The sequence below is a fragment of the Clostridium estertheticum genome (assembly GCF_011065935.2).
Classification (GTDB): domain Bacteria; phylum Bacillota; class Clostridia; order Clostridiales; family Clostridiaceae; genus Clostridium_AD; species Clostridium_AD estertheticum_A.
The window spans coordinates 266,340-279,653 of record NZ_JAAMNH020000001.1 but is presented as its reverse complement, the minus strand read 5'-3'; the positions used below and the strand labels follow the sequence as shown (position 1 = coordinate 279,653).

The 13,314-nt window shown below is 29.7% G+C and carries 12 protein-coding genes and 1 tRNA gene; 5 read left to right on the top strand and 8 right to left on the bottom strand.

The features are described 5' to 3' along the window. Window positions 1–13: 13 nt before the first annotated feature. The 3 genes from G9F72_RS01275 to G9F72_RS01265 form a co-directional block, all read right to left on the bottom strand. Window positions 14–1,372 (bottom strand): 2-isopropylmalate synthase, encoded by a 1,359-nt coding sequence (locus G9F72_RS01275; RefSeq protein ID WP_224676257.1) that lies wholly within the window; start codon window positions 1,370–1,372, stop codon window positions 14–16. A gap of 404 nt (window positions 1,373–1,776) precedes the next feature. Continuing rightward, window positions 1,777–2,619 carry a CPBP family intramembrane glutamic endopeptidase gene (locus G9F72_RS01270; RefSeq protein WP_164956981.1) on the bottom strand — a complete coding sequence of 281 codons (843 nt, stop codon included), beginning with the start codon at window positions 2,617–2,619 and terminating at the stop codon, window positions 1,777–1,779. 227 nt (window positions 2,620–2,846) lie between these two features. After that, entirely contained in the window at window positions 2,847–4,094 is a 1,248-nt protein-coding gene (locus tag G9F72_RS01265; protein WP_164956982.1) for a hypothetical protein, read from the bottom strand. A gap of 613 nt (window positions 4,095–4,707) precedes the next feature. Here G9F72_RS01265 and G9F72_RS01260 point away from each other — a divergent pair. Further along, a complete protein-coding gene (locus G9F72_RS01260; RefSeq protein WP_224675913.1) occupies window positions 4,708–4,890 on the top strand; it encodes a hypothetical protein in 183 nt (60 codons plus the stop codon). Between the two features lie 39 nt (window positions 4,891–4,929). Here the strand turns inward: G9F72_RS01260 and G9F72_RS01255 are convergent. Further along, window positions 4,930–5,005: transfer RNA gene (locus G9F72_RS01255), tRNA-Pro, on the bottom strand. Between the two features lie 128 nt (window positions 5,006–5,133). Further along, a complete protein-coding gene (locus G9F72_RS01250; protein ID WP_164957068.1) occupies window positions 5,134–5,577 on the bottom strand; it encodes a mannose-6-phosphate isomerase in 444 nt (147 codons plus the stop codon). Window positions 5,578–5,691: 114 nt separating this feature from the next. Here G9F72_RS01250 and G9F72_RS01245 point away from each other — a divergent pair, with 114 nt between their 5' ends. From G9F72_RS01245 to G9F72_RS01235, 3 genes are all read left to right on the top strand, one after another. Further along, window positions 5,692–6,039, top strand: a complete 348-nt coding sequence (locus tag G9F72_RS01245; RefSeq protein WP_164956984.1) for a multiprotein-bridging factor 1 family protein — start codon at window positions 5,692–5,694, stop codon at window positions 6,037–6,039. Continuing rightward, window positions 6,036–6,338 (top strand): hypothetical protein, encoded by a 303-nt coding sequence (locus G9F72_RS01240; RefSeq protein WP_164956985.1) that lies wholly within the window; start codon window positions 6,036–6,038, stop codon window positions 6,336–6,338. The genes G9F72_RS01245 and G9F72_RS01240 overlap by 4 nt, the downstream gene beginning before the upstream one ends. 154 nt (window positions 6,339–6,492) lie before the next feature. Then, window positions 6,493–6,864 (top strand): DUF6075 family protein, encoded by a 372-nt coding sequence (locus tag G9F72_RS01235; RefSeq protein ID WP_164956986.1) that lies wholly within the window; start codon window positions 6,493–6,495, stop codon window positions 6,862–6,864. A gap of 217 nt (window positions 6,865–7,081) precedes the next feature. Here G9F72_RS01235 and G9F72_RS01230 read toward each other — a convergent pair whose 3' ends face one another. Continuing rightward, window positions 7,082–7,309: a hypothetical protein gene (locus tag G9F72_RS01230; protein WP_164956987.1), complete on the bottom strand. Its 228-nt coding sequence runs from the start codon at window positions 7,307–7,309 to the stop codon at window positions 7,082–7,084. 607 nt (window positions 7,310–7,916) lie between these two features. Here G9F72_RS01230 and G9F72_RS01225 point away from each other — a divergent pair. Next, complete coding sequence (locus G9F72_RS01225) at window positions 7,917–8,615, top strand: hypothetical protein (RefSeq protein ID WP_164956988.1); 699 nt, start codon at window positions 7,917–7,919, stop codon at window positions 8,613–8,615. A gap of 210 nt (window positions 8,616–8,825) precedes the next feature. Here the strand turns inward: G9F72_RS01225 and G9F72_RS01220 are convergent, their stop codons facing one another. Beyond that, window positions 8,826–12,188, bottom strand: a complete 3,363-nt coding sequence (locus G9F72_RS01220; protein WP_164956989.1) for a hypothetical protein — start codon at window positions 12,186–12,188, stop codon at window positions 8,826–8,828. Beyond that, window positions 12,188–13,267, bottom strand: a complete 1,080-nt coding sequence (locus G9F72_RS01215) for a hypothetical protein (protein WP_164956990.1) — start codon at window positions 13,265–13,267, stop codon at window positions 12,188–12,190. The genes G9F72_RS01220 and G9F72_RS01215 overlap by 1 nt, the downstream gene beginning before the upstream one ends. Window positions 13,268–13,314 lie beyond the last annotated feature (47 nt).

Sequence of the window (13,314 nt, the reverse complement as noted above, 5' to 3'; positions counted from 1 at the left end):
TACCTAACTCATATTAACAAGCTGTAGTGTTTTGTGATTCTACACTTAACTCCGGAATAATTTTCTTTGCAATTGATTCTAGCTCTTCATTTTTCATTACAGTGTTTCGCCCTGTCTCATATTGCTTATCTACCCATTCTTTTATAATATGAATTCTCTGATCTTTTTTGTCTATCTTGTCTGTTTCCTTTAATCTAAAATAAGTATTAACCCAAGCTGCTATTCCCGCAAGACCCGAATGTTCATTAACTGCTACAACAATTGGTCTACCTAATATTTTTTCAGTATCAAAAATATTATATATTTCTTCATCCTTTAATATTCCATCTGCATGTATCCCAGCTCTAGTAACATTGAATTCACTACCTACAAATGGTGTTCTAGGTGGAATGCTATATTTAAACTCCCCTTCAAAATACTTACCGATTTCAGATATAAGCTTTAGATTCATATCTTTTACATTTCCTTTTATTTGACCATATTCTATAATCATAGCTTCAAGTGGGCAGTTGCCTGTTCTCTCACCAATACCAAAAAGCGAGGTATTTATAGCTGAGCACCCATGAAGCCATGCAGTAGTAGCATTTGATACTACATTATGAAAGTCATTATGCCCATGCCACTCAAGAGACTCTGGTGGAACCCCTGCATAAACCCTTAAGCCATGTATTATATGTTGTACACTTCTTGGCAGCTGCGTTCCTGAATAAGGTAATCCTAGTCCCAGTGTATCACAGGCTCTGATTTTTATCTTAATACAAGACTTCTTAGAAAGTTCCATAAGCTTCTGTGCAAAGGGTACTACAAATCCAAAGAAATCAGCTCTAGTTATATCTTCAAGATGGCATCTTGGAGCTATACCATTTGCTAAGGCTTCTTCCACTAAGGAAAGATATAAATCCATTGCCTGCTGCCTTGTCATATTAAGTTTTTTGAAGATGTGATAATCTGAACATGACATAAGCATTCCCGTTTCCTTAAGTCCCATGTCCTTTACCAGCTTAAAATCTTCCTTATTAGCTCTTATCCAGGAAGTTACCTCTGGAAATTTATACCCTCTTTCCAAACACTTAAAAGCTGCATTTCTATCCTTTTCAGTATACAAGAAAAATTCTGTTTGTCTAATTATTCCAGAATTATTATCAAGCCTGTGTAGATAGTCAAATATTTTAATGATTTGCTCCTCAGTATAGGTGTCCATAGCCTGTTGTCCATCTCTAAATGTAGTATCCGTAATCCAAATATCTTCAGGTATAAACATTGGAATCTGCTGGCTTCCAAAAACCACCTTTGGAATTTCTGAGTATGGGAATATATCTTTGAATAACATAGGCTGCTGCCCATGCTTTGCCTGTAAATTGGTTATTCCCATCCTATGCGCATCATTATAATTTGTTATTTGCAGCTTCTTCATTTGTTATCCTCCTAATTCACTTTTTCTTGTTTAACTATTACGTATAATTATAAGTTTTATGAATTGTATATATATTAATAATTCAATTTAAAGATTATTATATAGTCTAACGATAGATTTGTAAAGATATTATGCAATTTCATATGAGTAATCCGTCATTTTTTTCTAATAATAGCTGTAATAAAAATTGAATCTATAAGTAATTTTCCATGCAAAACAATATCTTCCTTTCATACTAAATTACATTTTTGTGATAATTTAAAACAATCATTCCATATAAATTAATAAAATAAACAAAGGCCTCCACTATAAAGATAATCATGATTATCTTTATAGTGGAGGCCTTTGTTTTGTGATTAATATTATATTTCTATAAATTCTTTGTATATGTCTAACATATCTCCTGGTCTATTTCGCTTATACCATCCATAGGCAATAATTAAAATTGTAATTCCTACAATGAAAGCTGTCCCACGAATTAATATGGCATACTTTCCGCTTATTAATTGGAAAACTCCTGATATGGTGATTCCCAAGGAATTATTTATAAAGTGTGCAAATATACATAAATAAATTGAACCTGTATTTAGATATATAGCTCCAATAATTAATCCTAGTAAAAATGCGTTTATACCCTGAGGAATATTCATATGAACCAATGCAAAAAATAAGGCTGATAATATAAGTGCTAATGTAGGGTCTATTTTACTCGCCATACCCTTTAGCAAAATTCCTCTAAAAATAACTTCCTCATATATAGGTGCTATAACCGCAACAGTAAGTATCAAAATAATAGGTGAAATAGCTATTTCGTCAAAGGCTTCATTTATAATCTCAGGCATAGGTATCATATTAACCCAATAAATTAAGCTATTATCATAGGCTAAACGAAAGCCTATAATAATTAAAGCCACATAAATAAATTTTTTCCCGTTTAAACTGTGTTTACGAGGCTTATCATATGACTTTTTACTATACCAATTTAATAAAATAATAATAACAAAATATTTAACTAATACCCCCGCAGCAAAGTTTATATATGGTGCTATATTTGTATATTGTTTAGAAAATAGATTTAATATTACTATTGGTATTTGTCCTAAGGATTCCAGTAAAAATGATATGATCATTACAAAAAAAGCTTTGATTATGGACATTTGTTTAATACATATATCTTCTCTTTCTATATTTCCTAAAAATTTCATGATATCACACTCTCTAACTTATTGTATTCTTTAATTTACTCAAATCTAACCTCTTTTAAGTATACTATATATTTATTAAAATGTCGTTATATTGCACAGGGTGTGGTCTTACCTAAATTTTCAATTTAATTATTATAAATATTAAAATTGCAAAGGAGCATGATAGGTTTATCCCTAGCATGCTCCCTCTATTTATATTTCAGCTATAATTTAATTTTTACAAAAAATTATTTACCCTTAAACCCTGACATATGTCTGCCTTCGCCAGGTCCACCATGGCTACCAGGTCCTACTTTTTCAGCTTGGGCCTGAGTTATAATTCCACTATCTACAAGCGCTTTTAGTGGATTAATATGACTCCCCTTGTTTGCCTCCATATATGCAATGCGTTCTTCCTGAGTCATAGCTTTAGTCTTTTCTAAATCTGCTTTCATTAAAGCTTCTTCTTTAATCATGGCAGCCTTAATTTTATCTGATTGATCTTGAGTTATAGTCTTATCAGCTACAAGCTTTGCTAAACTGGTTTCTAAAGCCTGTTCTCTTTTAGCATCTCTTTGAATTTGCTCACTAGATTTTAAAGCATCAGCCTTTGCCTGTGTCAATATACCGCTACTGACTAATTCTTTAAACAAATCAGGTTTTTCTGTTTTATTCACTTCTTTGTTACCTTTAGTTTTAATTTTGCTGTTTTCATAGGCTAAAATTTTATCGCTTTCAGCCTGTGTAATAATGTTTGAAGTAACAGCTACCTTAAGTGTGGATGCTAGTTCAGCTTTTGATTGTTTAAATTCCTTTTCAAAAGGTGCCTTCCCATTAAATTTACCAGGACCACCAAAGCCTATTTTGTCAGCTTGAGCCTCCGTTATAACTTTACTATCCACAAGAGCTTTTAGTGGATTAACATGACTCGCCTTGCTCGCATCCATATATGCTTTGCGCTCCTCCTGAGTCATAGCTTTAGTCTTTTCAAAATCTGCTTTCTTTAAAGCTTCTTCTTTAACTATGGCAGCTTTAATTTTATCTGATTGATCCTGAGTTATAGTCTTATCAGTTACAAGCTTTGCTAAATTTGCTCCTAACTCCTGTTGTCTTTTAGCATCTCTTTGAATTCGTTCACTAGATTTTAGAGCGTCTGCCTTTGCCTGTGTCAATATACCGCTACTGACTAATTCTTTAAACAAATCTGGTTTTTCTCCCTTATTCATTTTTTTGCTATCTTTAGTTTTAACTTTGCTATTTTCATATGCTAAAATTTTATCGCTTTCTGCCTGTGTAATTATGTTTGAACTAACACCTAATTTAAGTGTAGCTTCTAGTTCATCTTTGGGTTGTTTAAATTCATTTTTAAAAGGTGCCTTTCCATTAACACTTTCTGGTTTAGTAGTTGTTGCAAAAGCTAAACTAACAGAGGATAAAAGCATGCCTCCTGTTATTAATCCTGTTACTATTTTTGTTTTTAAAGATATACTTTTCATTTTAATCTCTCCTCATTTATAAATTTTATTGTTTGTATACTTTACATATTATCCACTTATCATGTCAGCACCGTGTCAACATTGTGTGTATTTCGTGTATTTATGTAAATTGTTATAATGAGGAAATTAGCATTTACAATCAAATTAAAATCATCATGTATTTCTAATAAAACAACAATTTTCAAAATATATGATATACTATTTTAAAAGTATCTATAGATGGAATTAGGATTTGAATTAAGAATAAAAGGGAGGTGTGCTAATTGCTAAAACTTATAAATCTTTCAACCTACAAATGTGATACGGACAGATTTCATGGCAATAGCTCAAAAATAACAAATTTTTTAGGAAAACATAATATAGGATAAAATTGGAGCTGAATATGTGGTTTTTCATGTGAGCATGTGCAAGTGGAGCATTCATACACCTATGGTTTCACATATACTGATGAGGAGATCATGAGCAAAGATATGCTACTTCAATTATTAAAAAAGGTTCAGTACTCTAATAAAGGATTTATGCTAGAGGTATACACCTTAACTGTTCCTTATCAGGTAAGTATGTAAAAGAGCAAATAGAAGTAAATCACAAAAGCAAATTACCATTAAATGAAATGAAAAAAAATGTACTTTTTCATATAATGAAGATAGACATGCATAAACCCTTTAGTGATGTAGATGTGAAAAAACTTATTAATTTAATTGATCCACAATATGTTATCTATGAATTTATAACAAGATCTCTTGAAGAGTTGGACGAGTATATTACAATTCAGAATAAAGCTTTAAAAATATAATACATAAAAAAAAGAGTTATCATAAGACAACTCTTTTTTTGGTCGGGGTGACAGGGATTGAACCTGCGACCTCATGGTCCCAAACCACGCGCGCTCCCAGCTGCGCTACACCCCGAAGACAATTTTAATTATACAAAAGAAATGCATAAATGTCAACATTATTTACAAACATTCCTGTAATACTTATAACAACTAAATAATTCCACCACATTATATGTGATGGAATTATTTCTTATTATTAGATTATATATATTTTTCCGTTACTTCATACTCCTTAAGTTCATTAACCAGATGCTTGATCTCTTGATCCTTATTTTTATCCATTACCAATATAACATCTCCTGCATCTACAATTATGAGATCCTTTATACCAAACCCAATTATCAATCTATCTTTACCAAATACTGAGCAATTTTGGCTTTCTTCCATAAATGTATTACCCAAAACATTGTTGCCCCGTAAATTGCTTAAGAATCTTGAAAGTGCTGCAAATGTCCCTATGTCATCCCATACAAACTCACATTTTATAACAAAAGCCTTTCTAGTTTTTTGCATTATACCAAAATCCACTGATATTCCATCTATTTCATTGTATTGTTCTTTTATCACTTCACTTTCTTCATCAGTATCTATTGCTTGATATACCATCATTAATCGCTTATACATCTTAGGTAAGTACTTCTCCATCTCTCGCAAGAACACATCTGCTCTCTGTACCAAAGTGCATTAACCAATTCTTACGAATTTTTTGTTGAAAAATCATATCTAAAGCATGTCTTCACCTCAATTTATGTTCCTAAAATGGTTGAAAACAAAATAGAGCAAGACAAGATTAACGATACTATAGAGCTGGTTTGTAATAGCTGCACTCTAGAATCTTTGGACGATATTTTTTTAAGACCTGAAATATTAGAATCTATATGTACTAACTCCAACCTATCCCCTTCAATATTCTATGACGACTACTATTCATTTATCTTTTCTGATTACTCTACAAAAATACTTGATTGGAGACAAAACAAAAAAATTACCCAAAAGAAAGCCGCTAAGATTTTAAAGATAAGTCCAGTTGATATAGGCGATTGGGAAAGAAAGCTTTCATATCCATCACGATATCAATTCATAAAATTAAAGGAGGTAATTAAATGAGTAAATATATACTGGCATTACAAAATACCCATAAAAAAATCAAAATAAATGTTGAAGGGAAGAGCTATCTTATTTATTCCAATACACTTTACGAGGGCATTAATAAACCAGATGATGATTTTAGACTTAAAGAAAAATTATATATTTTAAACTACCCACTAGATGTGGTATGGATTGCAATCTCCGACCCATATTTCAATATCCTTAAGTTTTTCAATAATATGACTACACCAAAACAATTTAGAATAAATTTACTAAATAGAAAGGTCCTACCTCAAATATTTAAAGATTTAGTATAATTAAAAACATATTTTTAATTAGCTCTTTGAGCTTCGAGGCTGTCCTTACAGCTCTTTATGGCACACTATTCTATATATTTTATGTAAATATTACATAAACACAACTGTGGCAACATAACATTATAGAAATTATTAAATAAGAGAGGTTATAAAAATGAATATTAGATTTAAAGATACTGAGCATGAACAATCCTTTTTAGAGTTTATAGCTAGTGATAATGTAGAAGTGAATGATGTGGAGAGATTATCTTTGTTTTATCTGTTGGCTTTAAATAAGGATACTAGGCGAAGTATAAATAGCTTATATAATTTTGAAGGTAGGCACATAGAACCAGAAGCATTAGATAGAGGTTGGCAGACTTCTAGTAGTAGAAAAGTAACAAAGTTAGCATTTAATTTATTTAATAATTTTAATGATAGAGAATATGATGATTTTAGCCCTCTAGAGCTGTTCAGCACTTCAGATGCATTATATATGTCAGAAGCTTTAAAGATTAGGTTAAGAGATTATTTTGGTGAAATTTAAGCATACTTATGCATACTATTTAAGATATAATGAAATTTATTTAATTATGATTAAGTCAGTAAATGTTTTTATGTGAAGATGATTATGAAATCCTATTAATTATTGCTGTACTTACTAGTGCAGCTTTTGTTATATTAGAAATGAATACTTTATAAAAAATAGAAAGATAAGAATTTCAAAAATTTCTACCTTTCTATTTCCTGTTTATCACACTCTTTTATTCTTTTACCTTTTTAATGTTTTCGGCAAACATAATTAACTGTCCATTGTACGCGGTACCTTGATATCTGAGTTCGGCTTCAATTAAATCTCCACACACTAAATTTTCGCTTATAGGAACATAAAATTCTTTCCCATCATTTAGGATAATTTTTTTACTACTTCTACTGGATGCCAATGAAATTTTTTTTATGTTACATTTTACTTTGATAATTTTGTAATTCATAGTTATTTTTCCCTCCTAGTTTAAAATTTGGTTTCTCGTGCTAGGAACACGCTTAAAAATTTGGGTTACTTCTTTAAAACGGCATAAAAAAAACGAAAATCCATAGTAATTTTAACCCACTTTATATATTATATCAACCTCCAACTTTTGGATACTCCAATGCAAAGGAAGTATAACATAATTTTCTTAAAGTGCGTCGTAATGGTATTGACTGTACCAAATATGCTTAATCTCTGTTATGGTTAAGTCACAATTTATATAATATGATAATTAAGGGAAACCCAAAATAAAAGGGCTTCCCTTAATTATCACATGCACTCTATGTGTAAACCAGATTTAGATATTAAAATAAACAAATATTGAAGAAATCAATTTATAAATTAAGAAAAAAGTATAATATAATTTTATTAAAAATTAAATAAATTATTAATATAAATAGTAAAATAATTTAAATATATTAAATTAATAGTAGGCAAGTCGTTCCATACGGCATACCGTATGGAACGACTTGCCTACTATTAATTAATGTGTTTTTTAAAATTTCGTTCTATTTTCAAATATTTCTTTATAAATATATAATGCTTAGAAATTTATAAAGGAGTTATTTATGCCTGATAACAAAATTAATCCTACCCAGCTTAGTTTTTTAAAAGAGATACAACCAAATATAATTAATGAAAATTTAAACTACTCTAATATAATAAAGCTTTCCAAAAACCGAGAAATTAAAGTTAAAGGACTTACAAACGATAAAATAAGAGCTTTCTTAGAAGAAAGTGAAATTGAATATGATGACGTAAGTAAAAGATGGGTGAACTCCGTAGTAGCTCAAGAGACTCAAATCTTAGGCACTTCTGGGCTAACATCAATTAACAACGAAGACCCTCTTACCTTAATACAATTAAATGAAGTTGTAAAAAACCCTCCTGAACTTAATGTACCTGATGACGAATTAAAATCTCTCCAATATAACAACCACATATCCGAATTGGCGGAGCGAATTTTGAAACAGGAACTATTAAGTGCGGAGATACTGCAATCATTAGTAGGGCTAACCCCTGAAATCAACACCAAAACTGAGGAGACTTTGAGAACATACACCCCCGATACTTCAACTATTGTTCAAGAAGTTTTAAAACTTACTTCCTCTAAAAGTAAACGGTATGACTTAACATTGAGTGAGGACTTAGTTAATAAAGCGATAGAAAAGTTAAAAGATAAGCATAATTTAGAGGCAGTAGAACAAATTAAGGACTCAAAGATATTTCAGGATATCCTCTTTGATTACATATATTCTTCTATATGAAGCCTGTATGTTTGCTGCTAGTACCCTGTCAAATTGGGATAATTCCACTCTAATTTATCATTGTTAAGTCTCAAACTTGGAACTATTTTGGTTGGGTTTTAATTAAGTAAAGGAAACTCTATTGGGTAGGCGAATATGCCTTGAATAGAGGTTCCTATTATTTATATATCAAGCTATATCTTATTTCTTTTTATATTAGTCACACAGATATTAATCATGAGTAATAACTGTATGATTAGCAAACCCATTTTTCATATCATCAAATAGTCTATCTACAAGAATATCTTCTACATTTAATATATCTATAAATTTCTGGAATATAGATTCCTTATCATCAAATTCAATTAAATCATCTGATAACTCTTTATTCTTTGAAGAAATGACTTGCCTTACATTTATCCTTTCTGTAGCTCTAGCAGTTCCAAGATAGAAACTAGCATCTACTAAATGTATAAAACATGTTGTTCCTCCTCTTTGCCCTCTCCCTTTTATCTGTGATAAATCTGCAAACATATTACCAGCTATCATGCTCTTTACATCATCATCATATGATTTATAAGAATTTTGAAACTTAAGTTTTAACAGCATTTTATTTATCCTTTGTCTCAAAGCAATCAAGTCCTTACCATGACTTTTTACCTTTTTAAAGTATTGCCTTGTAATATAGTCATGAGTATAGGATATTGTAGTTGAATCATCATCAACAGATGGCAAGTATCTATTAAATATTATAATATGTTGAAAATAAGATTTATCAATATACTTCATATTTTTATCAAGCTTAAGTATATTGTATCCCCGTGCTATTGATTTATTAACTGCAATAAGTATATCAATACCTAATTCTGATGACCTCTCTACGTTGGATTTGTCTATATGTATTGAATTGTCAAATTTCTCTTCAAAGGATTTCGTCCATAGCATTTTTTTATTAATATAAGGAATATTAATAGTGTTATATAATAATGTTGCTAATTTCGAACTAGACACCGTAATTAATATACCATTTCCACTTTCTTTTGTTTCTTCTAGTAAGTCTATCAATAGCTTACTTGTAACTTGCTTTCCAAGTCTTATAGTATTTTTATCTCTATTTGAGAAATCTGTACCAGATAAAGTGCATATCCCATTCTCATCTCTAAAAACGTGGCACTTTACTACTACTCCTGGATTACCTTTCTTAGAGTTACTATCACTAGATTTTCTGTTCTCTAACAGTAAATTAGCCTTATGCTTAACTGTATACATTGAACCTTGGGTATCTATGCTAGTTGCAGAAGCCATTAGCATAGGAACTACCTTTGTATTATACATAACCGAAAGGACTTTAGTTGTGTTAAACAAAAGTTCTCTTCCTATTCCATAGTATTGAATTTTATTAAGGATTAAGCAGTTATTTTCATCTTTAAGACTATACCCATTCATAGAATTATCTATTAAGTTATTTGGTAAAAATGGAATGTCGTTTACTGATAAAGCTCTTGATATAAATTGTTTAAGCTGCTCATCTTCACTATTTTTTGCGTATCCAACAATTCCAATTTCTAGTCTTTTAATTTGTATATATAGCAGGTCAATAATTGATAACAGTAATATAAATATGAAAAATAATATTCTTTCGCTTTCTCTTTGGTCCTTACTTTTATATTTACCTGCTCTAATTGATTTAAGTTGAATTGAAACTAACTCAAACAGTGCCTTATTTTTTATTTTATCATGAAAATCTTTAAAAACTCCAATGCAAGCCTCCTGTAAGCTTTGTTGCTCTTCATCCACATCAAATTCAGTTGAAATGACAGTCTTAATCCTTAAAAAATAATCATCATATAAAGAATTAAGTCGGTCTTCATTGTTAAGAAATCTGTAAAACTCAAACTTATTTTTATGGAATTCCTCATCATTCGTATTTTTTATATAGTTATGGAAATACGTTTCAATCAATGAAGGTATATTAAAATTATTGCCTACTCTTATAATATCCCTTACAAAATCCTGCTTACCTTCCTGAAGGTACATGTTAACTAGTATATCTACAGTATCATCCAATTTCATAACAAGACTTTTAAACTGAGCTATCTTTTTTATGTTAACAGTATGTGTTCTATCTATGCTATTAATTAAGCGTATATAGTTTTCTACATCTCCAGATTGTAGTTTATTGTCAACAGACTTACTTGAGTATATTTTCAATTTTTCATAAAAAGTATCGTCAAATTGCTTCTGTATTTCATCTACTTCATCCACAATTACTATATCGCTAATAAGAATGCATAATTCAAAAAGAGTTCTGCGCTCTTTATCTAAGTTTTTAGGAGCCTTTGATTGTAATAAAGTTCTAGCTGTTCCTATAATAATATCACTTTCAATAATTCTTCTGTACATTTCATTAAATCCGCAGGTCATATAAGAATTAGCATCTTTACAGGCGGAACAATTGTGTATAAATTTACCATCTTTAGGGTCAAGAATTGTTTTATTGCCTGAATAATTACATGAATAATCTAAATTTTCGTAAAAATCTTCATTATCCATAATAACTTGTAATCCATTTAATTCTGAATAACCCTGTGACATGGCTTCATGAAACTCTTTAACATAATCACTTCGATTTCTTCCCATAAGCATGGTTGATGTTATACCTAGTTTGTCTAGTTCATTCTTGCATCTTTTACTATTAGCATGAGTGTCTGTTATTATTAGAATTTTGTTTTTAGTTTCAGATAATTTTTTATTAATTATATTAGTCTGAACCGTTTTCCCTGTACCTGTTTTACCCGCAATATGTGTATAATCACCTTGAAGTTTTAAAAGTTTTCCTATAGGGGTAACATTTCCATCATTTACTTTAAAAATTGTTGTATTATTAGTATTATCAACAAAGTGTTCCCCCATTGCATGTAAAAATTCATCATCAATTGTATCTAATGCTCCATTTAGCTTTTCATATATTTCAGTTCCACAATTATTTTTTTCAATTATTCTATGTTCTACATATTTCCCTAAAATATTGTAATTCTCTTCTTCACCCTCTTGCCTTTTCTTATTTACCTCTCCAATTAGGTCTAATGTATAATTATTATTTTCAAATAAATTTGTATATATATTAATTCTTTCCGAGAAAAAATTCGGCTCATTAAAGATTATTAACCCATCTATAGATTGCTTAAACATTTTAATGTCTTTTACGAGCTCGTTTTTTTGCTTCAAATAAAATTTAATGCAACTTCTTTTATCCCTTTCACTTGCTTCAAAGTCATTTAAATACCAAAATGAATTAATAGCAACTTTATATTTATCATAATTTAAATCGGTAAAGGCTTCTGGCATAGCTGTATATATTGCACATACATCATCAAGTGTAAATTTTTTACCATATATTAAATAACCAGAAAACAATAAGTGTTCCGCATATATAAACATTTTCTTCTGATATTCAAATATCTTTTTAGAGTAATTATCTATAGAATCAAATGCTAGTGTATCTTGATTTAGTTCAGCAATATCACCATATACAGCTTTAAACCAAGGCTGTTTAGAATTAGCTATCTCTTTAAAAGTATACTTTTTATTCACTATTCCACCTCCACAGCAACTTCATTTTCTATATATTGTCTTTCTAATTTAAAATACTTAATTAAATCTGTAACATTAAAAACTCTTGCCTCTCCATCAAAATATAATTCTCCATCTTTTTGCAATTGTATTATATATTCCTTTTGGTCCTTATAATTTAAGTCTGGAACCACAATAATTCTATTATTATATTTTTCTTCTTTCAAATCCTTAACTAATTTTGCTGTTTGAGTATATGATTTACCATCAAGAAAATATACTTTGTTATATATTACTACTTTAATATCCCCTTCTTTTTCAAGTGATGGATATAAGTATGCCTCAAAACCGTTTTCAATTAAGGCGTTATACATGTCCTTTTCAACTATGCCTCTTAAAGTATAATCCTTATATACATCCTCTTTTATAATATATTCTCCACTCTTTAGTTCAATTTTTTCAATCTTGGCATTTTTACAAAAAATATGTTTAATATCTTCTGTAACCTTATATTTGCAGTTTGAGCATATATAATATTCTTTTTCAAAATTATTTTTTTCATAGAAATCCCAAAATAATTTACGGAAATCTCCTATAAAATTATTACCTAAATGTTTTAGGACGCCATATACATCCGCTTCAAAATCATAAAAATTAGCAATTGGTTTAACTATTAGGTAGTCCATCCTAAATAGGTTATACATTGCTTGTCCATTCCCACCACTTTTAGCAACATTGCTACATAACCTCATTAAATTTTGGAATCTCTTTTCAATATATCCTCCGCCCTGCCTAAAGTCTAATAAAAAGTTTTTCCATTCTTCTCGAAGATTGTAACCTTCATCTAATACTGTTAGAGTTAATAATTTGTCTGCACTAAAATATCTATTATCAGATTGTAATCCAAATTTAGTTACTGCTTCAGTTGTTAGGAGCCTAACAAAATCGGTTAATGTATTGCACTGCTCCACTGATGAGAGATTAAGTTTACACCTTTGAAATAAAATATATAGCCCCTTTATATCGTTTGCTCTAGAAAATTTATTAAAAAATTCTATGATTTCTTCAAACATTCTAAATTCATCTTCTACCTTATCCATATAAATTCCTCCCTCCCGCTTAAAAGTAATGTTCAATATATATTTTC

Bases quoted from the DNA above. Each gene is read 5' to 3' on its own strand.
- G9F72_RS01235 (WP_164956986.1), top strand. From the start codon at position 6,493: ATGAATATTAGATTTAAAGATACTGAGCATGAACAATCCTTTTTAGAG.
- G9F72_RS01215 (WP_164956990.1), bottom strand. From the start codon at position 13,267: ATGGATAAGGTAGAAGATGAATTTAGAATGTTTGAAGAAATCATAGAA.
- G9F72_RS01230 (WP_164956987.1), bottom strand. From the start codon at position 7,309: ATGAATTACAAAATTATCAAAGTAAAATGTAACATAAAAAAAATTTCA.
- G9F72_RS01275 (WP_224676257.1), bottom strand. From the start codon at position 1,372: ATGGGAATAACCAATTTACAGGCAAAGCATGGGCAGCAGCCTATGTTA.
- G9F72_RS01245 (WP_164956984.1), top strand. From the start codon at position 5,692: ATGGTTGAAAACAAAATAGAGCAAGACAAGATTAACGATACTATAGAG.
- G9F72_RS01225 (WP_164956988.1), top strand. From the start codon at position 7,917: ATGCCTGATAACAAAATTAATCCTACCCAGCTTAGTTTTTTAAAAGAG.
- G9F72_RS01240 (WP_164956985.1), top strand. From the start codon at position 6,036: ATGAGTAAATATATACTGGCATTACAAAATACCCATAAAAAAATCAAA.
- G9F72_RS01250 (WP_164957068.1), bottom strand. From the start codon at position 5,577: ATGGAGAAGTACTTACCTAAGATGTATAAGCGATTAATGATGGTATAT.
- G9F72_RS01270 (WP_164956981.1), bottom strand. From the start codon at position 2,619: ATGAAATTTTTAGGAAATATAGAAAGAGAAGATATATGTATTAAACAA.
- G9F72_RS01260 (WP_224675913.1), top strand. From the start codon at position 4,708: ATGAAAAAAAATGTACTTTTTCATATAATGAAGATAGACATGCATAAA.
- G9F72_RS01265 (WP_164956982.1), bottom strand. From the start codon at position 4,094: ATGAAAAGTATATCTTTAAAAACAAAAATAGTAACAGGATTAATAACA.